The 21715-nt window shown below is 61.9% G+C and carries 15 protein-coding genes; 10 read left to right on the top strand and 5 right to left on the bottom strand.

Annotated elements, in window-relative coordinates; translation table 11 throughout:
- Positions 1 to 128: 128 nt before the first annotated feature.
- Positions 129 to 1016 carry a 3-keto-5-aminohexanoate cleavage protein gene (locus tag V3H56_RS25255; protein WP_042732673.1) on the bottom strand — a complete coding sequence of 296 codons (888 nt, stop codon included), beginning with the start codon at positions 1014 to 1016 and terminating at the stop codon, positions 129 to 131.
- Between the two features lie 70 nt (positions 1017 to 1086).
- A complete protein-coding gene (locus V3H56_RS25250) occupies positions 1087 to 2031 on the bottom strand; it encodes a choline ABC transporter substrate-binding protein (RefSeq protein ID WP_042732674.1) in 945 nt (314 codons plus the stop codon).
- Positions 2032 to 2198: 167 nt separating this feature from the next.
- Here V3H56_RS25250 and V3H56_RS25245 point away from each other — a divergent pair, with 167 nt between their 5' ends.
- Together V3H56_RS25245 and V3H56_RS25240 are read left to right on the top strand one after the other, a co-directional pair.
- Positions 2199 to 3158, top strand: a complete 960-nt coding sequence (locus V3H56_RS25245) for a GlxA family transcriptional regulator (protein ID WP_338473983.1) — start codon at positions 2199 to 2201, stop codon at positions 3156 to 3158.
- A gap of 68 nt (positions 3159 to 3226) precedes the next feature.
- Positions 3227 to 4402 (top strand): AAA family ATPase, encoded by a 1176-nt coding sequence (locus V3H56_RS25240; RefSeq protein WP_338473982.1) that lies wholly within the window; start codon positions 3227 to 3229, stop codon positions 4400 to 4402.
- 147 nt (positions 4403 to 4549) lie between these two features.
- Here the strand turns inward: V3H56_RS25240 and V3H56_RS25235 are convergent, their stop codons facing one another.
- Both V3H56_RS25235 and V3H56_RS25230 read right to left on the bottom strand, forming a co-directional pair.
- A complete protein-coding gene (locus V3H56_RS25235; protein ID WP_047735901.1) occupies positions 4550 to 4966 on the bottom strand; it encodes a DUF3010 family protein in 417 nt (138 codons plus the stop codon).
- A gap of 59 nt (positions 4967 to 5025) precedes the next feature.
- A complete protein-coding gene (locus tag V3H56_RS25230; RefSeq protein ID WP_042732527.1) occupies positions 5026 to 5427 on the bottom strand; it encodes a lysozyme inhibitor LprI family protein in 402 nt (133 codons plus the stop codon).
- 236 nt (positions 5428 to 5663) lie between these two features.
- On the opposite strand from V3H56_RS25230, the gene V3H56_RS25225 reads away from it, so the two are divergent.
- The 6 genes from V3H56_RS25225 to V3H56_RS25200 all read left to right on the top strand — a co-directional run bounded on the left by V3H56_RS25225 (position 5664) and on the right by V3H56_RS25200 (position 13577).
- Complete coding sequence (locus V3H56_RS25225) at positions 5664 to 6641, top strand: dipeptidase (RefSeq protein WP_042732528.1); 978 nt, start codon at positions 5664 to 5666, stop codon at positions 6639 to 6641.
- Positions 6642 to 6851: 210 nt separating this feature from the next.
- Positions 6852 to 7382, top strand: a complete 531-nt coding sequence (locus tag V3H56_RS25220) for a DUF5943 domain-containing protein (protein WP_030139308.1) — start codon at positions 6852 to 6854, stop codon at positions 7380 to 7382.
- Between the two features lie 15 nt (positions 7383 to 7397).
- Positions 7398 to 9458 (top strand): dimethylglycine demethylation protein DgcA, encoded by a 2061-nt coding sequence (dgcA, locus tag V3H56_RS25215; RefSeq protein ID WP_042732529.1) that lies wholly within the window; start codon positions 7398 to 7400, stop codon positions 9456 to 9458.
- 163 nt (positions 9459 to 9621) lie between these two features.
- On the top strand, positions 9622 to 11571 hold the full coding sequence (dgcB, locus tag V3H56_RS25210) for a dimethylglycine demethylation protein DgcB (protein WP_047735902.1): 1950 nt from the start codon (positions 9622 to 9624) through the stop codon (positions 11569 to 11571).
- Positions 11571 to 12791, top strand: a complete 1221-nt coding sequence (locus tag V3H56_RS25205) for an electron transfer flavoprotein subunit alpha/FixB family protein (RefSeq protein ID WP_047735903.1) — start codon at positions 11571 to 11573, stop codon at positions 12789 to 12791. The genes dgcB and V3H56_RS25205 overlap by 1 nt, the downstream gene beginning before the upstream one ends.
- 15 nt (positions 12792 to 12806) lie before the next feature.
- Positions 12807 to 13577, top strand: a complete 771-nt coding sequence (locus tag V3H56_RS25200) for an electron transfer flavoprotein subunit beta (RefSeq protein WP_047735904.1) — start codon at positions 12807 to 12809, stop codon at positions 13575 to 13577.
- Between the two features lie 149 nt (positions 13578 to 13726).
- Here V3H56_RS25200 and V3H56_RS25195 read toward each other — a convergent pair whose 3' ends face one another.
- Positions 13727 to 15130, bottom strand: a complete 1404-nt coding sequence (locus V3H56_RS25195; RefSeq protein ID WP_052497384.1) for a hypothetical protein — start codon at positions 15128 to 15130, stop codon at positions 13727 to 13729.
- A gap of 1104 nt (positions 15131 to 16234) precedes the next feature.
- Between V3H56_RS25195 and V3H56_RS25190 the strand changes: the two genes are divergently transcribed.
- Together V3H56_RS25190 and V3H56_RS25185 are read left to right on the top strand one after the other, a co-directional pair.
- Entirely contained in the window at positions 16235 to 19687 is a 3453-nt protein-coding gene (locus tag V3H56_RS25190) for an alpha/beta fold hydrolase (protein WP_047735905.1), read from the top strand.
- Between the two features lie 138 nt (positions 19688 to 19825).
- Positions 19826 to 21694, top strand: a complete 1869-nt coding sequence (locus V3H56_RS25185) for a hypothetical protein (protein ID WP_338473981.1) — start codon at positions 19826 to 19828, stop codon at positions 21692 to 21694.
- The last annotated feature ends 21 nt before the right edge of the window (positions 21695 to 21715 follow it).

Raw genomic sequence — 21715 nt, 5'->3', positions numbered from 1 at the left:
GAAGTTGTTGAGGGCCACCTGTGGGAGCGAGCTTGCTCGCGATGGCTGAATATCAGTCGGCACATCGATAGCTGTTGTACCGCTATCGCGAGCAAGCTCGCTCCCACAGGGTTGTGCATAAGCTCGGGTCAGCCGCGCGGGGTCAGGCCCATCTTCCTGCGGCCCTCGGCCGGGGTCAGGACGCGGGCGCCGAGGCGAGTGAGAATTTCCCCGGCGCGTTCCACCAGTTGACCATTGGTGGCGAGCACGCCTTTGTCCAGCCAGAGGTTGTCTTCCAGCCCGACCCGCACGTTGCCCCCCAGCAGCACGGCTTGGGCGGCCATCGGCATCTGCATGCGGCCGATGCCGAAGCCGGCCCATACGGCGTCCGCCGGCAGGTTGTCGACCATCGCCTTCATGGTGGTGGTGTCGGCGGGCGCCCCCCAGGGAATGCCCAGGCAAAGCTGGAACAACGGGTTGTCCAGCAGGCCTTCCTTGATCAGTTGCTTGGCGAACCACAGGTGGCCGGTGTCGAAGATTTCCAACTCGGCCTTGACCCCCAGTTCAGTGATGCGCTTGGCCCCGGCTCGCAGTTGCGCCGGGGTGGAGACGTAAATGGTGTCGCCGTCACCGAAGTTCAGGGTGCCGCAATCGAGCGTGCAGATTTCCGGCAGCAGCTCTTCGACGTGGGCCAGGCGGGTCAGCGGGCCCACCAGGTCGGTGTTGGGGCCGAATTCCATCGGCCGCTCGCCGGCCCCGATCTCCAGGTCGCCGCCCATGCCCGCGGTGAGGTTGACGATGATGTCCACGTCCGCCTCGCGGATGCGCTCCATCACTTCGCGGTACAGCGCCACGTCGCGGCTGAACTTGCCGGTCTGCGGGTCGCGCACGTGGCAATGGACCACCGTGGCGCCGGCCTTGGCCGCCTCGACGGCCGCCTCGGCGATCTGTTTCGGGGTCACCGGTACGTGGGGGCTCTTGGCGGTGGTGTCGCCAGCACCGGTGAGTGCGCAGGTGATGATGACGTCGTGGTTCATGGTGCGGCTTCCTTCAGGCGAGGTGAATCACTGCGCAGGCCGGCGGCGCTGCGCAGAACGATGGCGTGGGTCAGTTGGTGGTCAGTTGCAGGTTGTCGGCGGCCGGTTTGCCATCGAAGGTGGTGACGCCTTCGAGCCAACGCTGCTTGTCTTGCGGATGGTCCTTGAGCCATTGCCGGGCCGATTCGAGCGGGTCCTTGTGGTCGAGCAGCGGCTGCATCATCCGGCTTTCGTCTTCGGCGGTGAACGTCAGGTTGCTCAGCAGGCGGCTGACGTTCGGGCATTGCTCGGCGTAGTTCGGCGCGGTGACGGTCCACACGGTGGCCATGCCTTCGTTCGGGCCGAGCGCGTCTTCGCTGCCGGTAAGGTAGGTCATCTGCACGTTGACGTTCATCGGGTGCGGCGCCCAGCCGAAGAACACCACGGCTTCCTTGCGCCGCACCGCGCGGTCCACGGCGGCGAGCATGCCGGCCTCGCTGGATTCCACCAGTTGGAATTTGCCCAGGCCGAACTGGTTCTTGGCGATCATCGCCTTGATCTGGGTGTTGGCGCCGGAGCCGGGCTCGATGCCGTAGATCTTGCCGCCCAGCTCTTTTTCAAACCTGGCGATGTCGGCGAACGTCTTCAGGCCCTTGTCGGCCAGGTAGGTCGGCACGGCGAGGGTGGCGCGGGCATCCTTGAGGCTGGGCTGCTCCAGGACTTTCACCTGCTTGGCCTCGACGAACGGGGTGATCGTCTGGGTCATCAGCGGGTTCCAGTAACCCAGGAACAGGTCCAGGCGCTGGTCGCGGATGCCGGCGAAGATAATCTGCTGGGAGGCGCTGGTCTGTTTGGTCTTGTAGCCGAGGCCATCGAGCATCACTTGGGTCAGGGCACTGGTGGCGATGACATCGGTCCAGTTGACCACGCCCAGGCGCACGTTCTGGCATGCGGCAGGCTCGGCGGCAAAGGTGGCTGAGCTGAGCAAAACGGTACCGCTGAGAGCAAGAACGCAGGAGCTGATCAATCGTTTCATGGCGGGTCCTCGGCAGCTTATTGTTATGGGGTCCGGCGTCTGTGCGCCGGTGATGCCACGTTACGTAGCCAGACGCTGCGCAAAGCGCCCTGCGGCGACGTGCTCTTGCACTGCGGCGACCTGTGGCGTATCAAGGTGCCACGCTACCCGCCAACCGAGTGCGCGCCATGTCCCAGGATTTCTACTTTTTGTTGATGCCGGGTTTCTCGGCCATCGGTTTCATTTCGGCCATCGAGCCACTGCGGGTGGCCAATCGCTTTCGCGGCGGGCTGTACCGCTGGCACGTATTGAGTGTCGATGGCGGGCCGGTGCTGGCGAGCAATGGCATGTCGGTCAACGCCGATGCGGCACTGGAACCCCTGAAGAAAGGCGTGACCCTCTGGGTGGTAGCGGGGTTCGAGCCGCTGAAGTTCTCCACGCCGGCACTGGAGCGCTGGCTGCATCGCCTGGACAAGGACGGCGTGACCCTGGGCGGTATCGACACCGGCAGCGTGGTGCTCGCCGAGGCGGGGTTGCTGGACGGGCATCGGGTGACCTTACACTGGGAGGCGATCGAGGCGTTCAAGGAGTCTTATCCTCACCTTGGCGTGACCCAGGAACTGTTCGAGATCGACCGCCGCCGCATCACCTGCGCGGGCGGCACCGCTTCGATTGACCTGATGCTCGACCTGATCGGCCAGGCCCACGGCGCGGCACTGGCGATCCAGGTAAGCGAGCAGTTCGTGCTCGGTCGCATCCGTCCGCGCAAAGACCACCAGCGCATGGAAATCGCCAGCCGCTACGGCATTCGCAACAAGAAACTGGTGCAGGTCATCGGGGAGATGGAAACCCACAGCGAACCGCCCTTGAGTACCCTGGCGCTGGCGCAATCGATCAGCGTGACGCGACGCCAGCTCGAACGCCTGTTCCGCCTGCACCTGAACGACACCCCGAGCAACTTCTACCTGCGCCTGCGCCTGGAGAAGGCCCGGCAACTGCTGCGCCAGACTGATATGAGCGTGCTGGAAGTGAGCATCGCCTGCGGGTTTGAATCACCGTCGTACTTTACCCGCAGCTACCGGGCCCGGTTCGAACGCTGCCCGCGGGAGGATCGGCGACGGCAGGGGGATGGGCGGGAGGTGGTTTGACAGGTTTTTATACTCAATTATACTCGCGACTATAAATTATACCTGTCGCCATAAATGAGTATAAAACCATGTCCAAGCCCACTGGTTTTGTCTTCCGGCGCCCCGATCTGGCCCGCAGCATTGTCGATGGGCTGGTGGGGGCTGGGATTCAGGACTACACCTCTGGCCTGTTCCTGGCGGCGCCTAGACGCACCGGAAAAAGCACCTTCTTGCGTGAAGACTTGATTCCCGAATGCGAAACCCGTGGCTGGCTGGCGGTCTACGTCGATCTATGGGCCAACAAGGAGAAGGACCCTGCCGATCTGATTGCCTCGGCTATCGCTGCGGCATTGGTGTCTTATGAAAAGGGTATCCGTAAGCTTGCCAAGTCCATGGGCATCGACAAACTCAGTTTCTTGCGCACGCTGTCCTGGGATTTCAGCCGGCCGCAACTGCCTGACGGCGCAACGCTGACCCAGGCGCTGGAGTTGTTGCATCGTGCTGCTGGTAAAACCGTGGTGTTGGTGATCGACGAAGCCCAACACGCGCTGACCACCGAAGCCGGGGTCAATGCGATGTTCGCGCTCAAGGCCGCCCGTGACCAGCTCAACCAGGGCCGTGAGGATGATGCCAGTGGCCTTCGCCTGGTGTTTACGGGGTCCAATCGAGACAAACTGGCTCATCTGGTACTCAGCCGCAATCAGCCTTTCTACGGCTCCGGTATCACGTCTTTCCCATTGTTGGGCAAGGAGTTCACCAAGGCCTACGCTGCCCATTTGAACGCGCATCTGGCCCAGACCAACCAATTCAATGCCGACGAGCTCGATCAAGCGTTTGAGTTGGTCGGACGTCGCCCTGAAATGTTGCGTGCCGTCATCGGCGAGATTGCCTTGGAGTTGGGTGAGGCGAGCCATTTGGGCGAGTTGCTGCGCAGCAGCGCCGAAATGCTGCGTGCCGGTGTCTGGACCGAGTTTGAAAGCGCCTGGAACGCCCTGACGGTGCCCCAACGCGCCGTTCTCCAGGTCATGGCCGAGCGCTCGCAAAACAACGAACCCTTTGCGCCCTTTACGGATGCGACGCTGGAGGCCGTGAGCAAGGTGCTTGCGAGTATGGGAAGCGAGGTCGTGCCAGGCACCCAGACCATCCAATCCTGCATCGACGCGCTTCGTGAAAAGGAATTGGTATGGAAGTCCAATCGCGGTGGCTACGCATTGGAGGACAAAGCGTTTGCCGATTGGTTGAAGGGGTATCGCAAGCGGCAGTGAACCTGCATGTACCTAGGGTGCGCATTGTGGCGAGGGAGCTTGCTCCCGCCGTGGCGCGAAGCGGCCCTGTTTTTTTGGCCAGCCGCGCAGTCCAGCGGGAGCAAGCTCCCTCGCCACAGGGCAGGCATTTCGTCAGGTGGATCGGGGTTACTTCTTCATCAGCGCCGCGCACGCCGCCTTATAGGCTTCATGCTGATACTTGTTCAGCGTCGCCGGCAAAGCGAAGTCATGCTTCTTGCTCTGCGCATTGATGGTCTGCGGCGACAGCAGCGTCACGTCGCAACCGTCCAGCAACTGGAAGACCCCTTCGATCTTGAACGTCGTCGGGCCGCCGGCGAACTCGCCTTTCTTGCTGCGCTTCTTGATGGCGATGCGTTCGATAGCGTTTTCGGCGACGAATGCCCGTACCTGCGCGGCGAAGGCCTTGACGTTGGCGGCTTCGTCATCGTCGTCCAGGGCGATTTTCTTGGTATTCAGGGCGATGTGGGTCAACGCCTGTTGATCCAGCGAGGCAACGGCGATGATCGCTTCGCTGCCTTTGATTTCGATGCCGCAGGTTTTCATGTCGATCCTTTTGAGCGAGGGGGGTGTACAGCTTACAGCGCCAATTCCACGCGGGCCTTTCAGTCCTGCCCAATCGACTCCAGAAACTCCGACCGATCGTCGCTCACCTGGGCCATGCAGTCGTTTTCGGCAATCTTGTAGGCTTCGCTGCCGGGTTTGGCCGGGAAGGCGGCGATGGCGCAGTCGGCGTCCCGCTGTTTTTGCCACAGTTGCTGGGCGGCCTTGATCTTGGCGGTGATGTCGCTCAGTTGGGCCTTGTCGCTGGCGTAGCGGGTTTGCAGGCGCTCGTTGAGGCTCTGCAGGTTTTCGCTCAGCAACTGTTCGGCGGCGTTTTTGCCATAGGCCGAGCAGGCGAGGGTCTGGACGTCGTTTTCGACGGCATCGCAGGGGTTCTGTTCGGTGTCTTCAGCCGCGTGGGCGGCGGTGCTGATCAGTGCCAAAGCCAGGAAGATTGATTTCATTGCGTTGCCGCTCGAGTCCGGTGAAAGCCAGTGATGCCGCGGATTCTGGCGCAAGCGTCGGCTAAAGAACAGACGGGCAGGGTGGGCCTGCCGCGGCCCAATGTCGGTGATTGACGCTTTCGGCAATTCCCCTGTCGTTTTTGCACCCGGTCGCCGCGGCCCTCAGGCATATGCTGGCCCCAAAGCGCCGGCATACGATTCGGCGCATGAATCGCTGACAAAAAGGGGACTGCCTGATGAGCCCAGCCGAATTGCACGCCGACAGCATCGTTATCGACGGGCTGATCATTGCCAAGTGGAACCGCGACCTGTTCGAAGACATGCGCAAGGGCGGCCTGACCGCAGCCAACTGCACCGTGTCGGTGTGGGAAGGTTTCCAGGCCACCGTCAACAACATCGTCGCCAGCCAGAAACTGATCCGCGAGAACAGCGACCTGGTGATCCCGGTGAAGACCACCGCCGACATCCGTCGCGCCAAGGAACAGGGCAAGACCGGCATCATCTTCGGTTTCCAGAACGCCCACGCCTTCGAAGACCAGCTCGGCTATGTCGAGATCTTCAAGCAGCTCGGCGTCGGTGTGGTACAGATGTGCTACAACACCCAGAACCTGGTGGGCACCGGCTGCTACGAGCGTGACGGCGGCCTGTCGGGCTTCGGTCGCGAGATCGTGGCCGAGATGAACCGGGTGGGCGTCATGTGCGACCTGTCCCACGTCGGTTCCAAGACGTCCGAGGAAGTCATCCTCGAATCGAAGAAGCCGGTCTGCTACTCCCACTGCCTGCCGTCCGGCCTCAAAGAGCACCCGCGCAACAAGTCCGATGAAGAGCTGAAGTTCATCGCCGACCACGGTGGCTTCGTGGGCGTGACCATGTTCGCGCCGTTCCTGGCCAAGGGCATCGACTCGACCATCGACGACTATGCCGAAGCCATCGAATACACCATGAACATCGTCGGTGAAGACGCCATCGGCATCGGCACCGACTTCACCCAGGGCCATGACCAGGCGTTCTTCGAGATGCTGACCCACGACAAGGGCTACGCCCGTCGTCTGACCAGCTTCGGCAAGATCATCAACCCCCTGGGCATCCGCACCGTGGGCGAGTTCCCGAACCTCACCGAGACGCTGCTCAAGCGCGGTCACTCCGAGCGGGTGGTGCGCAAGATCATGGGCGAGAACTGGGTGAACGTCCTGAAAGACGTCTGGGGCGAGTGAATACCTCTGGAGCCTACTCCGCTCGCCGATAGCTGCGTCAGGTCCTCGCGCCAAGCTCGCCGTACATGCGTACTGTCTCGCTTGTCGCTCCGGTCCTTCCTTGCTCTCGACGTGCTCGCTACGGCTCCAAAGGCATTCACGCAGCTTTTATAAGAGCAAAAGCAAACGCTTCGCTCAGTAATGATCACGAATTTCCGGAGTCAAGTTTCAATGGCCAAAATCGCCCCCCAACTGCCTATCGAAGTCGACAGCGAAACCGGTGTCTGGACCTCCGACGCCCTGCCGATGCTCTACGTGCCGCGTCACTTCTTCGTCAACAACCACATGGGGATCGAGGAAGTGCTGGGCGCCGACGCCTACGCCGAGATTCTCTACAAGGCCGGCTACAAGTCCGCCTGGCACTGGTGTGAGAAAGAAGCCGAATGCCACGGCCTGGAAGGCGTCGCGGTGTTCGAGCACTACATGAAGCGCCTGTCGCAGCGCGGCTGGGGCCTGTTCAAGATCCAGGACATCGACCTCGACAAAGGCACGGCCAGCGTCAAGCTCGAACACTCGGCGTTCGTCTATGTGTACGGCAAGGTCGGGCGCAAGGTCGACTACATGTTCACTGGCTGGTTCGCCGGTGCCATGGACCAGATCCTCGCCGCGCGTGGCAGTTCGATCCGCACCGTGGCCGAGCAGGTCTACGGCGGTTCCGAAGAAGGCCACGACGACGGCCTGTTCATCGTCAAGCCGTTGTAAGTCGAGGATTGCGCCATGGCTTTTGAAGCAATGTTCCAGCCGATCCAGATCGGCAAGCTGACCATCCGCAACCGCGTGCTCAGCACCGCTCACGCCGAGGTCTACGCCACCGACGGCGGGATGACCACCGACCGGTACGTGAAGTATTACGAAGAGAAGGCCAAGGGCGGCATCGGCCTGGCGATCTGCGGTGGCTCCTCGGTGGTGGCCATCGACAGCCCGCAGGAATGGTGGAGCTCGGTGAACCTGTCCACCGACCGCATCATCCCGCACTTCCAGAACCTGGCCGACGCCATGCACAAGCATGGCGCCAAGATCATGATCCAGATTACCCACATGGGCCGTCGCTCGCGTTGGGACGGCTTCAACTGGCCGACCCTGATGTCGCCGTCCGGCGTGCGTGAGCCGGTGCACCGTGCTACCTGCAAGACCATCGAGCCGGAGGAAATCTGGCGGGTGATCGGCAACTACGCCCAGGCGGCGCGCCGGGCCAAGGCCGGTGGCCTGGACGGTGTCGAGCTGTCGGCCGTGCACCAGCACATGATCGACCAATTCTGGAGCCCGCGGGTCAACAAGCGTACCGACGAGTGGGGCGGCAGCTTCGAAGGCCGGATGAAATTCGGCCTGGAAGTACTCAAGGCCGTGCGCGCCGAAGTGGGCGACGACTTCTGCGTGGGCATGCGCCTGTGCGGTGACGAGTTCCACCCGGACGGCCTGTCCCACGAGGACATGAAGCAGATCGCCAAGTACTACGACGACACCGGCATGCTGGACTTCATCGGCGTCGTGGGCTCGGGTTGCGACACCCACAACACTCTGGCCAACGTTATCCCGAACATGAGTTATCCACCGGAGCCGTTCCTGCACCTGGCCGCCGGTATCAAGGAAGTGGTCAAGGTCCCGGTGCTGCACGCGCAGAACATCAAGGACCCGAACCAGGCCACGCGGATCCTGGAGGGCGGCTACGTCGACATGGTCGGCATGACCCGTGCCCACATCGCCGACCCGCACCTGATCGCCAAGATCAAGATGGGCCAGGTCGACCAGATCAAGCAGTGCGTCGGCGCCAACTATTGCATCGACCGCCAGTACCAGGGCCTGGACGTGCTGTGCATCCAGAACGCCGCGACGTCCCGTGAATACATGGGCGTGCCGCACATCATCGAGAAGTCCACCGGGCCGAAACGCAAGGTGGTGGTGGTCGGTGCAGGCCCCGCGGGCATGGAAGCGGCGCGCGTGGCGGCCGAGCGTGGCCATGACGTGACCCTGTTCGAGAAGAAGGAATTCATCGGCGGGCAGATCACCACCGCCTCGAAAGCCCCGCAGCGGGACCAGATCGCCGGTATCACCCGCTGGTTCCAACTGGAGCTGGCGCGGCTGAAAGTCGACCTGCGCCTGGGCGTGGCGGCTGACGCGGCGACCATCATGGACCTGCGTCCGGACGTGGTGGTGCTGGCCGTCGGCGGGCATCCGAACGTGGAGCAGAACGAGCACTGGGGCGCCGCCGAAGGGCTGGTGGTCAGCAGTTGGGACGTGCTCGACGGCAAGGTCGCGCCGGGCAAGAACGTGTTGGTCTACGACACCATCTGCGAGTTCACCGGCATGTCGGTGGCCGACTTCCTCGCCGACAAGGGCAGCCAGGTCGAGATCGTCACCGATGACATCAAGCCGGGCGTGGCCATTGGCGGGACGTCGTTCCCCACCTACTACCGCAGCATGTACCCCAAGGAAGTGATCATGACCGGGGACATGATGCTCGAGAAGGTCTACCGCGAAGGCGACAAGCTGGTGGCGGTGCTGGAGAACGAATACACCGGTGCCAAGGAAGAGCGCGTGGTGGACCAGGTGGTGGTAGAGAACGGCGTGCGGCCGGACGAAGAAATCTACTACGCGCTGAAGGAAGGTTCGCGCAACAAGGGCCAGATCGACGTCGAAGCCCTGTTCGCGATCAAGCCCCAGCCGTGCCTGGAACAGAGCGGCGATGGCTACCTGCTGTTCCGTATCGGCGACTGCGTGGCCCAGCGTAATACACACGCCGCCATCTATGACGCCCTGCGGTTGTGCAAGGATTTCTAACGGCTTGCACATAGCCCTGTGGGAGCGGGCTTGCTCGCGAAAGCGGTGGAGCAGTCAATCCAAATGTGACTGGCAGATTGCATTCGCGGGCAAGCCCGCTCCCACAGGAACCGAGTAAGGCATCTCGACCTGCAAGACCCTGGAGTCTTTGGGAGCAACACCTATGTTGAACACCCTTCTTCCCATCCTGCTGTTCGCAGCCCTGGGCCTGGCGGTCCTTGGCGCCTTGCGGCGGGTGAACATGTGGCGCCGGGGACGACCGTCCAGGGTTGACCTGATCGGCGGTCTCTTCGCCATGCCCAAGCGCTACATGGTGGACCTGCACCACGTGGTGGCGCGGGACAAATACATCGCCAACACCCACGTCGCCACGGCCGGTGGTGCGGTGGCGTCGATCGTGCTGGCGATCCTGGTGCACGGCTTCGGCCTGCATAACCGTTTCCTGGGCTATGCGCTGCTGTTGATGACGGCAGTGATGTTCGTCGGCGCGATCTTCGTCTACCTGCGTCGTCGCAACCCGCCGGCACGGCTGTCGAAAGGCCCGTGGATGCGCCTGCCGAAGAGCCTGCTGGCATTCTCGGTGTCGTTCTTCCTGGTGACCCTGCCGGTGGCGGGCATCCTGCCGGAAAACTTCGGCGGCTGGGTAATGGCGGCGATCCTCGGGCTCGGTGTGTTGTGGGGCGTCTCGGAGCTGTTCTTCGGCATGACCTGGGGCGGCCCAATGAAGCACGCCTTCGCCGGTGCCCTGCACCTGGCCTGGCACCGTCGCGCCGAACGCTTTGGCGGCGGCCGTTCCACCGGCCTGAAACCGCTGGACTTGACTGACCCGGCGGCACCGTTGGGGGTGGAAAAGCCCAAGGACTTCACTTGGAACCAGTTGCTTGGCTTCGACGCCTGCGTGCAGTGCGGTAAATGCGAAGCCGCGTGCCCGGCCTTTGCCGCCGGCCAGCCGCTGAACCCGAAAAAACTCATCCAGGACATGGTCGTTGGCCTGGCCGGCGGCACCGATGCGAAGTTCGCCGGCAGCCCGTATCCCGGCAAGCCGGTGGGTGAGCACGGTGGTAATCCGCACCAGCCGATCGTCAATGGCCTGGTGGACGCCGAGACGCTGTGGTCGTGCACCACCTGCCGTGCCTGCGTCGAGGAATGCCCGATGATGATCGAGCACGTCGATGCCATCGTCGACATGCGCCGGCACCTGACCCTGGAAAAAGGCGCCACCCCGAACAAGGGCGCCGAGGTGCTGGAAAACCTGATCGCCACCGACAACCCTGGCGGGTTCGCCCCGGGCGGGCGGATGAACTGGGCGGCGGACCTGAACCTGAACCTGCTCAGCGAGAAGAAATCCACCGACGTGCTCTTCTGGGTCGGCGACGGCGCCTTCGACATGCGCAACCAGCGCACCCTGCGTGCGTTCGTCAAAGTGCTCAAGGCGGCGAAGATCGATTTTGCCGTGCTCGGCCTTGAAGAACGCGACAGCGGTGACGTGGCCCGGCGCCTGGGTGACGAAGCGACGTTCCAGCTGTTGGCCAAGCGCAACATCCAGACCCTGGCCAAATACAGCTTCAACCGCATCGTCACTTGCGACCCTCACAGCTTCCACGTGCTGAAAAACGAGTACGGTGCCTTCGATGGCAACTACCTGGTGCAGCACCACAGCACTTACCTGGCGGAGATCATCGGCGCTGGCGCCCTCAATCTCGGCCAGCACAAGGGTGACAGCGTGACGTACCACGACCCGTGCTACCTGGGGCGCTACAACGGCGAGTACGAGGCCCCGCGCCAGGTGCTGCGCGCACTGGGCATCGAGGTCAAGGAAATGCAGCGTTCGGGTTTCCGTTCGCGTTGCTGCGGCGGTGGCGGCGGTGCGCCGATCACCGACATCCCGGGCAAGCAGCGGATCCCTGACATGCGCATGGAAGACATCCGCGAAACCGGTGCCGAACTGGTGGCGGTGGGTTGTCCACAGTGCACGGCGATGCTGGAAGGCGTGGTCGAGCCGCGGCCGATGATCAAGGACATCGCCGAACTGGTGGCCGATGCCCTGCTTGAAGACGTGGCGTCGGGTAAAACCGCGGCCCCGGCCAAACGTGAACCTGCGGAGGTGCATTAATGAGCGACATCATCCGCCGCGACCCTCGCGCCGAGTGGATCGCCCGCAACCGCCTGCACCCGCTGCACGCGGCCATGCAGCCGGTGCAACACAGCTGGATGGGCCCTAACGGGATCATCCGCAAGCATGTCCACGGCGTGGGTTTCATTGGCCCCAACGGCATCAAGCGTATCGACCGCAGCGGTGCCCAGCAGGGCGGCGCGACCAAGCGCGCCGCGGCCACTGAAGTGCAATTGCCGCTGCATCAGGTGGCGCAGCCGGCGTTCTACATCAGCGTGGTGCCGGACATGGTCGGGGGGCGTCTCAGCGCCCACGACCGGGACTTGCTCGGCCTGGCCCATCAACTGGCCGGCAGCGACGGCGCGGTGCTGGCGGTGGTCTTTGGCGAGCACAAGGAAACCACCTTCGCCACGGCGGGCGTCGACCGCTTGCTGGTGCTCGAAGGCGAGGCCTTCAATGGTTATGCACCGGAACAACGGGTGCAGGGCCTGCGGGCTGTGGATAACCAATTCAGCCCTCGTCACTGGTTGCTGCCGGACAGCCGCAGTGGCGGTGGCGAACTGGGCCGGCGCTTTGCCGCCGCGCTGGGTGAGCGCCCGGCCACGCGGGTCTGGCAGGTCAAAGGCGAGGAGTGCATCGGCCGCGCCGGTGCCGGCCTGCAAGACCTGGCTCGACCCTTGGCGCGCTTGATCCTGGCCGCCGCCGAATGCGCCGAACCGGTCAGCGAAACCCGTCATGAAGCGCTGCCGGTGGAGTTATCCACAAGCGTGGCCCGCAGCCTGTCGCGCATCGAAGACCTGGGCGCGGTGGCAGTGGACCCGGGGGCGATTCCGATGGCCGAAGCCGAATTCATTTTCTCCGGCGGCAACGGGGTCAAGGACTGGGCGCTTTTCCACCAGACCGCGGCGGCCCTGGGCGCCACCGAGGGGGCTTCGCGGGTGGCAGTGGACGATGGCTTCATGGCGCGGGACCGCCAGGTGGGCGCCAGTGGCACCTGGGTCACCGCGCGGGTCTATGTGGCCGTGGGAATTTCCGGGGCGATCCAGCACCTGCAAGGCATCGGTGCCTGCGACAAGGTGGTAGCGATCAACCTCGACCCGGGCTGCGACATGATCAAGCGGGCGGACCTGTCGGTGATTGGTGACAGCGCGGCGATTCTCAAGGCCCTGATCGCGGCGGTAGAGGCCTACCGCAACGAAGCCAGGCGCGATGCGGCTTAAGCTAAGGATTCAACCATGAGTACTCAAGTGATCAGCCTCGTCTCCATCGGTGCCCACCCGACCTCCGGCCGGCCCCGTCGCGCCGAACAGGACGCCCGCGCCGTGGAGCTGGGCCTGCAATTGGCTGGCAACGACCTGCAAGTGCTGCACGCCGGCGACGTGGCTGAGCCGGCCCTGCGCGCCTACCTGGGCATGGGCCTGGACGAACTCCACGTCCTGGACAACCCCGAGGGCGCCGACGCGCTGCCGGCCCTGACCGACTACCTGCGCGATGTCGGCGCCCAAGTGGTGCTCACCGGCAGCCAGGCGGAAACCGGCGAAGGTTCTGGGATGTTGCCATTCCTGCTGGCGGAAAACCTCGGCTGGCCGCTGGTGGTCGGGCTGGCCCAGGTCGAATCCATCGACAGCGGCGTCGCCCTGGTGTTGCAAGCCCTGCCTCGCGGGCAACGGCGCCGCTTGAAAGTGCGCCTGCCGTTCCTGGCGACTGTGGATAACGCTGCGCCCAAGCCTCGGCAGAGCGCCTACGGCCCTGCGCGACGGGGTGCCCTGCACGCCGAAGAGGTCGAAGTGGTCGATGACGCCTTGCTGGCGGTGGCGACCCTGCAACCGGCCAAGCCACGCCCCAAACGCCTGAAGGTGATCAAGGCCAAGAGCGGCGCCGACCGCATGAAAGCCGCCACGGCCAAGGCCAGCGGCGGAGGCGGGCAAGTGCTCAAGGGCGTCAGCCCGGAAGCGGGCGCCGAGGCGATTCTCAAGTTGCTTGTTGAGGAAGGGGTCGTCCGCTAAGGCGGAAACGACCTACTCCCCTGTGGGTGCGAGCCTGCTCGCGAGGGCTGTGTGTCAGGCGACAGGGTTGTCGCGGGATACCGCTTTCGCTTGCCGGTTCGCTCTCACGGTGCTGTGTGGTTTTATCCCCAGGCTTTCGCGCGCTTGTATCAGGTTTCCGTCGTGGGCAACGGAAACGCTGCAGGGTGTTCAGTATTTGAATGTCTCACTTCAATGACAACCTTCTCAGCCGAGATATTGTCAATTTGCGCGTTTAATATATGCCTGTTTAATGTGTCCAGATTCGCATCCCATTCATCCAGCAGGAAAATCTCAACGGGCTGCTGTAATAAGCCTGATAGTTGCTTCATTTGGCGCTGCCCTGTCGATAGGTTTTCGTCGGGTTCCGAAAAACTGATGTCGGGAGATATCAGCACGGCGTCTTCAGAAAGGGACTTGATCCATTTTAGAACTGAGGACTTTCCTGAGCCGTTGTCGCCTTGCACGAGATAGCGTCCTGGTTTTAGCGCTTGACACACCAGCGCCTGCTGAAACTCGGCTAACGCATACCTTTGCTGGGTGGTGATTTCCCTGATGGTTATTTTCTGAGCACTTATCTGCTCGTTGAAATTCTGTTGCTCAAGCGTCTGAGTGAATGTGACGAGGTTTTTGACTTTGCGCCTGACGATGACGAACTGACTGCCATACATACTCAGTGCATGGACGCTTCCGAATAACTGCAGTGTTCGTGGCAATACAGCAACCAGGGTGCCCAGCGGCACAGCCGTTACTTCGGCAGGAAGGTACAAGGCGACTATCATGATGAGCACCGCTACGCAGATGGGTAGGCAAGCGATCATCTGCTCAAGCAACACATATTTTTCGGTGGTTCTAAAATAATGCTCTGATTGATCCGAGTATCGAAGTTTTCTGTTGTTGAACATAGGCGAGCTCGCGAAGTGGCTATTGTGCCAGAGCGGCTCGATTTCAAGTAATGCTTGAAGTTTTGTTTTTTGGAGACGGGTTGCATATTCATCTATTTTGGTTTTCATGAGCATGACGAATATGGCTGAGACCATCAATGAGGCGAGAAGCACACTGGATATCAAGTGACCAAGCGTCAGGTAGAAAACGATAAGCGTGAAAATGATGTTGAAGTAGGTCGAGGCCATTCCAATGTAAAAAGCGGCGGCGTGTTCTATGGTGCCTGCGGCTTCGCCGGTCAACCAATTTGTCGTAAGCTTGCTGTTTTTGCTGGAGGAAAGCCTTATGTCTTTCCTGAGCAATGAAAATGTCTGAAGGGTGTAATGTTTCCATGTCTGGTTCTGTAACCGTACACGTACTAATTCACCTGCTGAACTGATCAAGTAAGCCAGTAGCGCGAAGGCAAAGAAATAAACAATGTACATCTTGATCGATGCGTAGGTTTGCAGCGTTAGCGCCTCACCCGCTTGGGCAATGAAGTAGGTTGAGAGTGCGAGGCTTATTTGTTGAAGCAAGGCCAGTGTCAGGGCGATGATGAATAGACGGCTTTTTATGAACACTGCTATATCCCTATAGACGGTAGTCGACACGCGGTCACATCATCTATCGGTCCGGCAATTGATTTGTCAAAGTGCTTTCAAGCTAATCGATGACAAAGTATTTAGTTGAGAAGTACTCCCAATCACCTCGGCTGCGTCAATGGCGTTGTGATTTACTCACAATCCCTGTGCGTCCACTTGTGGATAACCTGTTCGCCCATCGCTACACCCCACGCCAATCAAGCCCTTCCAGCCTTCGATCAAAAAACGATCAGTCTAACTCACGGTTTTTATTGGCTTTTCCCGTTACCTCTGGGCATATGAGTGTCCACAATTGCCCCCAATCTCTGTTGGTGCTTCTGTGGATAAGATGTTCGCTATCGTCTGCAAGCCAGGCAGATCGTGCCTTTCATGCAGTTGATCATTAAATGATCAATTCCGTTGGGCCATTGGAAAAATACCGGAAAAACCCGTGGTTAACCGCTGTCTCCGTGGTTTTCCACAGAAACGTCAATTTATCCCCGAACACTGTTGGCGCTTCTGTGGATAAGGTGTTTGCTTACCGCTACAGGCTAGTGAATACAAGGCTTTCAAACGTTTGATCAAAAAATAACCGATAATGCACGGGCGCGTTTGCTGTGCATAACAGGCGATTTTCCCGTGTTTTTATCCCAAGACGATCCCAGATGATCCTCACTTGTCCCCATTTGCTGTGGGTGGTCATGTGGATAACTTGTTTGCGAATGGCCGCAGGGCCCGGCGGCTATAGTCCAAATCGCGATAGATCAAATTTCATACAGTTCTAAGTGGCTGCCTTGACGCAGGTCGGTCACCTGTCTTCACTCATGGCACAAGGACACCGCTTCTTTATCCAGATCAGGTTCAGGGAGAACGCATGATGGATAGCCCGCTCCCCTGCATGCATCGGTTTTCCCCCACGGTGTGCGTTGCGCCGCTTCTTGGCGCATTACCTAGACGGACCCGTCGTCGCGCCGCCAATCAGCGCGCGCGGCTATAGCGCGCCGTTGTCCGACTGATTCCCCGCCACACCGCTGACTGCCGCTCGAACCCCTACGGGTCGGTGGCCAGGCGTTCGCACGCCTTCGATTTACAGGCAACCGCAGAGTTGCCCCATCTGCCTGAGAGGACTTGAACATGACACGGATCTCGACCCCCATCAGCCAAATCCAGGAGCACTACGACGTCGTGGTCATCGGTTCGGGCTACGGCGGTGGCATTGCGGCCTCGCGCCTGTCCCGGGCCGGGCGCAAGGTATGTTTGCTGGAGCGGGGCCGGGAGATACAGCCCGGCGAGTACCCCAACACCCTGCTCGCCGCCACCGAGGAGTTGCAGGTGCACGACCCGGACGGCCACATCGGCTCGCGCACCGGCCTGTTCGACTTGCACGTCAACGCCCAGCAGAACGTGGTGGTGGGCTGCGGCCTGGGCGGCACTTCGCTGATCAATGCCAACGTTTCGCTGGAGCCCGAGCCCGGGGTGTTCGAAGACCTGCGCTGGCCGCAAGCGGTGCGTGAACACCGCGACACGTTGCTCAAGGACGGTTATGCGCGGGCCCGGGAGATGCTTAAGCCCAACGCCTACCCGGACTCGTCGCCGAACCTGCCCAAGCTCGACGCCCACAAGCAGTCGGCCGACTACCTCAAGCAGGGGGCGCATTTCTACAAGCCGCCGATCAACGTCACGTTCGACAAGCTGGCCAACAACCTCAACCACGTCGGGGTCGAGCAATTGCCGTGCAACGGCTGCGGCGATTGCGTCTCCGGCTGTAACAACAAGGCCAAGAACACCACCCTGATGAACTACCTGCCGGATGCCTGGAACCACGGCGCAGAGATTTTCTGCCAGACGGAGGTGCGGCACCTGGAGCGCGACGGCGATGGCTGGATCGTGCACTTCCAATACCTGGACAGTGGTCGTGAGTTGTTCTCGGCGCCGACTCTGTTTGTGCGTGCCGACATCGTGGTGGTGTCCGCCGGGACCTTGGGCTCGACTGAAATCATGCTGCGCTCGCGGGACAAGGGCCTGTCGATGTCCAGTCAGCTGGGCGAGAACATGAGCGGCAACGGCGACATCCTCGGGTTCGGTCACAACTGCGACCAGACCATCAACGGCATCGGCTTCGGCGCTCATTCGGCCAAGGAGCTGGAGCCGGTGGGGCCATGCATCACGTCAATCATCGACATGCGCACCGAAGGCGACTGGCGCAGCCGCATGGTCATCGAAGAGGGCTCGATCCCCGGTGCGCTCGGCCGGGCCATGGTGCCGAGCATGGCGGCATTCGCCGGCATGATCGGTGTGCCCACCGACACCGGTTTCGGTGCCAGCCTCAAGTACAAGGGGCGCGAGGCCGAGAGCTTCCTGCGCGGGCCTTACTACGGCGCGCTGCATAACATGCAGACGTACCTGATCATGAGCCATGACAACGGCAAGGGGCGCATGGTGCTCGACCGCCAGGACCAGTTGCGCATCGACTGGCCCGGTGTCGGCGAGCAGGAGAACGTCACCCTCGGCAACGAGCGCCTGCACCAGAGCACCAAGGCCCTGGGCGGGATCTGGGTCGAGAACCCGATCTGGACCAAGTTGCTCAGGCACAGCATCGTGTCGGTCCATCCCCTGGGCGGTTGCGTGATGGGCGAAGACGCGACGCAAGGCGTGGTCAACCACAAGGGCCAGGTGTTCAGCGGCGCCAGCGGCACGGATGTCTACCCCGGGTTGTACGTGGCCGACGGGGCGGTGATCCCGACCTCCCTGGCGGTCAATCCGCTGCTGACCATTTCGGCGGTGAGCGAGCGCAACATGGGCCTGCTGGCAGCGGATCGGGGGTGGACCATCGACTACACGCTGCCGTCGGCCCCGAGCAAACCGGTGGCGGCGCCGACCCTGGGTGTGCAATTCACCGAGACCATGAAGGGCTATTTTTCCACCGCCTTCGCCCAGGCCCAGGGCACCGACCTGACGCTCTACGAAGCGGCGGCCAAGCGCGGCAAGGCCGATAACTCGCCCATCGAATTCACCCTGACCATTACCGCCGACGACCTCAATCGCCTGATCAAGGAGCCTGAACACGCCGCGACGCTGGTGGGCACGCTGGATGCGCCGATGCTCTCGCCCAAGCCGCTGGTCGCCAGCAATGGGGTGTTCAACCTGTTCGAGGTGTATCAGCAACAGGTTGGCGTGCGGCACATGAACTACGACATGAAGCTAACCGCCGAGGACGGCACCGATTACTACTTCAGCGCGTTCAAGACCGTGCCCGAGGACAATGGCGTGCTGAACATCTGGCACGACACCAGCACGCTGTACGTCACCTTGTATCGTGGACCGGACAAGACCGGCGCGGTGCTCGGCTCGGGGGTGATGCACATCCTGCCGACCGATTTCGCCAAGCAGATGACCACCATGAAGGTGCTCAACGCCCGCAATGAACGTGAGCGTGTCGAGGCCTTGGCGCGGTTCGGCAAGTTCTTCGCCGGGATCCTGTGGGAGAGCTACGGTGGGGTATTTGCCGGCGATGTCTACTTCAACCCGGACGCGCCGCCGCGTATCAAGCGGCCGCTGGATGCACCGGCGCCGACCGTGCATTTCTTCCAGACCGAGGACAATGTCGAGCTGCGCCTGACCCGTTACCAGGCCGGCACGAAGGGCCCGGTCATGCTGGTGCACGGCCTGGGCGTGGGGTCGAACATCTTTTCCACCGACACCATCCACACCAACCTGCTGGAGTACCTGTGCAAGCACGAATATGACGTCTGGCTACTGGACCTGCGGGTGAGCATCCTGCTGCCGGCCAGCAAGCGCGAATGGAACGGCGACCAGGTGGCCCAGTATGATTTCAAGGCGGCCATCGAGCAGATCCAGCAGGCGACCCTGGCCCGTGACGTGCAGTGCGTGGTGCATTGCTACGGTGCGACGACGTTCTTCATGTCGCTGCTGGCGGGCCTGCAAGGGGTGCGCTCGGTGGTCTGCTCGCAGATCGCCGCCGACACGGTGGTCGCCACGGCCACCGGGCTGAAGGCCGGCCTGCACTTGCCGGGCATGCTCGACGCCATCGGCATCAAGTCCCTGACGGCCTACGCTGACAACAAGGAGAATTGGTTCAACAAGCTCTACGACAAGGCCCTCAACGGCTATGCGCGGATCGAGGCCCAAGGCTATTGCACCAATCCGGTCTGCCACCGCATCACCTTCATGTACGCATCGCTGTATCGCCACGACACCCTCAACGAGACCCTGCACGACAACCTGCATGAACTGTTCGGTGAGTCGAACATGCACACCTTCGAGCACCTGGCGCTGATCGTTCGCAAGGGCCACCTGGTGGACTTCAAGGGCAATGACGTCTACATGCCGCATTTCGATCGGCTGAAGTTGCCGATCTGCTTCATCAGCGGCGCCGACAACCAGTGCTACCTGCCGCAAAGCACCCTCAAGACCTACCAGCGTCTGTGCGACCTGCACGGCCCACAACTGTTCAGTCGCCACGAGGTGCCGGGCTACGGGCATATCGACTGCATGTTCGGCAAGGATGCGGTGGTGGATGTGTATCCAATCATCCTCGAACACCTGGAGAAGACTGCGTTGGGTTGACGTCGGATCGAGTCGACTTCTTCGCGAGCAAGCCCGCTCCCACAGGGGTACGCGATCTCCTGTGGGAGCGGGCTTGCTCGCGAAAGCGCACTGAAGAGCGCTGCATTTAGTGATTACGCTCAAGGAAAAAGGATGCCCATGAACACTTACATCCGCTGGTTCCAACGCATCATCTGGGTCGGGATCGTCATGAACATGTGCTTCGCCATCCCGGCGCTGTTTGCGCCGGCGTTGCTGACGTCCATGCTTGGCCTGCCGCCCGTGTTGTCCGATCCCTGGCTGGAGAACGCCGGCATGTTGCTGGTGGGTATCAGCCTGTTCTACATGCCGTCGGGGTTCGCCGCGCCGCGCTTCGTGGTGAATTCCTGGCTGTGCGTGCTCTCGCGCCTGGTGGCAGTGGTGTTCTGGATCTACCTGATCAACACCAACGCCCAGGGGCCACTGTTCGTACCGATGCTGATGGGCGACCTGAGCATGTTCCTGATCCTGGGCGGGCTGCTGTACCTGGGCAGCCCGGTGGCCAATCGTCCGTTGGCGTTGCTCTGTGACGGTTGGCGGGCGTGGCGCGAAGGCTGGGCGCGACGCTGGCACAGGCCCGGCTTCAAGACCGGTGCGTTGGTGGTGGTGCTGGTGCTGGGGTTCATCGGTTACCAGACCTGGTACCAGATGATCCGCGAGGTGCCGCAGCCGGACTTCGCCTCCGACGAGGATCACTACAAGTACGCTGCCATCGGCCTGGGCATCGAGGCGCGGATCCCGTACTACCTGTTCGCCGTGCTGCCGCAGATGTGCCCGGAAAAACTGCCCAAGCCTGGCGGCTACGAAGTGTTCGGTTTCCTGTACGAGAACGGCAACGACCTGCCCATCGGCATGGCCAAGCGACAACTGGGCTACCCCACCGTGGAGCCCAACTGCGCCCTGTGCCACACCGGCTCCTACCGGGCCAGTGCCTCTGACGTCGCGGTGCCGGTTGCCGCCGCGCCAGCCAATACCCTGCAACTGCAAGCCTTCCAGTGGTTCGCCTACGATTGCGCCAGCGACCCGAAATTCACCCCGGATGCGGTCATGGCCGCGATCAACGGCAAGTTCCAGTTGGGCTTCTTCGAGAAGCTGTACAACCGCTACCTGATCATCCCGATGGCCAAGAGCGCGCTGCTCAAGCAGAAACAGGCCTATGCCTGGCAGAAACTGCGTCCCGCCCAGGGGCCGGGGCGCACCGACACCTTCAACCCGACCAAGATGGTGGTGTTCGGCTTCCCGGATGACTCCACCATCGGCACCGTGGACCTGCCCCAGGTCTGGAACCAGAAACCCCGCGAGTCGATGTACCTGCATTGGGACGGCAATAACAACAAGATCCATGAGCGCAACTACGCCGCGGCGATGGCGGTGGGGGCGACGCCTGAATCGGTGCTGCCGCCCAGTTTCAACCGCGTGACCAACTGGCTGCTGGGCCACAAGGCGCCGGCCTGGCCGTTCGCCCTGGACTCGGCGAAAGTCGCCCAGGGCCAGCCGATCTGGGAGAAGAACTGCGCCGGTTGTCATGATTTCGGCCGCACCGACACGGGCCAGGTCACCACTAACATCGACCAGTTGGGCACCGACCCTCATCGTCTGAATTCCTTCACCACGGGCCTGGTGACGGCGTTCCACGGCTTCAAGAAACCACCGTTCGACTTCAACGCCTACCGCAAGACCCAGAGCTACAGCAACACACCGACCGACGGCATCTGGCTGCGCGCGCCGTACCTGCACAACGGCTCGGTGCCGACCTTGTGGGACCTGCTGCTGCCGCCGGAGCAGCGCTCGCAGGTGTTCTACACCGGCTCCGACATCTACGACCCGCAGAAGGTCGGCTTCGTCACCAGCGGCGCGCAGATGAAAGCGTCGGCGGACTTCAAGTACGACACCCGCCTGGAAGGCAACCACAACGGCGGCCACCTGTACGGCACGCAGCTGTCGGACGTCGATAAGCGGGCCCTGATCGAGTTCATGAAGACCCTGTAGCCCAGGGCATTGCGAAGGAGC

The organism is Pseudomonas sp. MS646, from assembly GCF_036693845.1.
Taxonomy (GTDB): domain Bacteria; phylum Pseudomonadota; class Gammaproteobacteria; order Pseudomonadales; family Pseudomonadaceae; genus Aquipseudomonas; species Aquipseudomonas chlororaphis_E.
The sequence above is the reverse complement of the archived record's forward strand: the minus strand, read 5'-3'. Positions and strand labels throughout refer to the sequence as shown.

Excerpts from the sequence above, each read along its gene's own strand:
- V3H56_RS25230 (WP_042732527.1), bottom strand. The coding sequence starts at position 5,427 with ATGAAATCAATCTTCCTGGCTTTGGCACTGATCAGCACCGCCGCCCAC.
- V3H56_RS25190 (WP_047735905.1), top strand. The coding sequence starts at position 16,235 with ATGACACGGATCTCGACCCCCATCAGCCAAATCCAGGAGCACTACGAC.
- V3H56_RS25250 (WP_042732674.1), bottom strand. The coding sequence starts at position 2,031 with ATGAAACGATTGATCAGCTCCTGCGTTCTTGCTCTCAGCGGTACCGTT.
- V3H56_RS25185 (WP_338473981.1), top strand. The coding sequence starts at position 19,826 with ATGAACACTTACATCCGCTGGTTCCAACGCATCATCTGGGTCGGGATC.
- V3H56_RS25225 (WP_042732528.1), top strand. The coding sequence starts at position 5,664 with ATGAGCCCAGCCGAATTGCACGCCGACAGCATCGTTATCGACGGGCTG.
- dgcB (WP_047735902.1), top strand. The coding sequence starts at position 9,622 with ATGTTGAACACCCTTCTTCCCATCCTGCTGTTCGCAGCCCTGGGCCTG.
- V3H56_RS25205 (WP_047735903.1), top strand. The coding sequence starts at position 11,571 with ATGAGCGACATCATCCGCCGCGACCCTCGCGCCGAGTGGATCGCCCGC.
- V3H56_RS25235 (WP_047735901.1), bottom strand. The coding sequence starts at position 4,966 with ATGAAAACCTGCGGCATCGAAATCAAAGGCAGCGAAGCGATCATCGCC.
- V3H56_RS25200 (WP_047735904.1), top strand. The coding sequence starts at position 12,807 with ATGAGTACTCAAGTGATCAGCCTCGTCTCCATCGGTGCCCACCCGACC.
- V3H56_RS25240 (WP_338473982.1), top strand. The coding sequence starts at position 3,227 with ATGTCCAAGCCCACTGGTTTTGTCTTCCGGCGCCCCGATCTGGCCCGC.
- V3H56_RS25220 (WP_030139308.1), top strand. The coding sequence starts at position 6,852 with ATGGCCAAAATCGCCCCCCAACTGCCTATCGAAGTCGACAGCGAAACC.
- V3H56_RS25245 (WP_338473983.1), top strand. The coding sequence starts at position 2,199 with ATGTCCCAGGATTTCTACTTTTTGTTGATGCCGGGTTTCTCGGCCATC.
- dgcA (WP_042732529.1), top strand. The coding sequence starts at position 7,398 with ATGGCTTTTGAAGCAATGTTCCAGCCGATCCAGATCGGCAAGCTGACC.
- V3H56_RS25255 (WP_042732673.1), bottom strand. The coding sequence starts at position 1,016 with ATGAACCACGACGTCATCATCACCTGCGCACTCACCGGTGCTGGCGAC.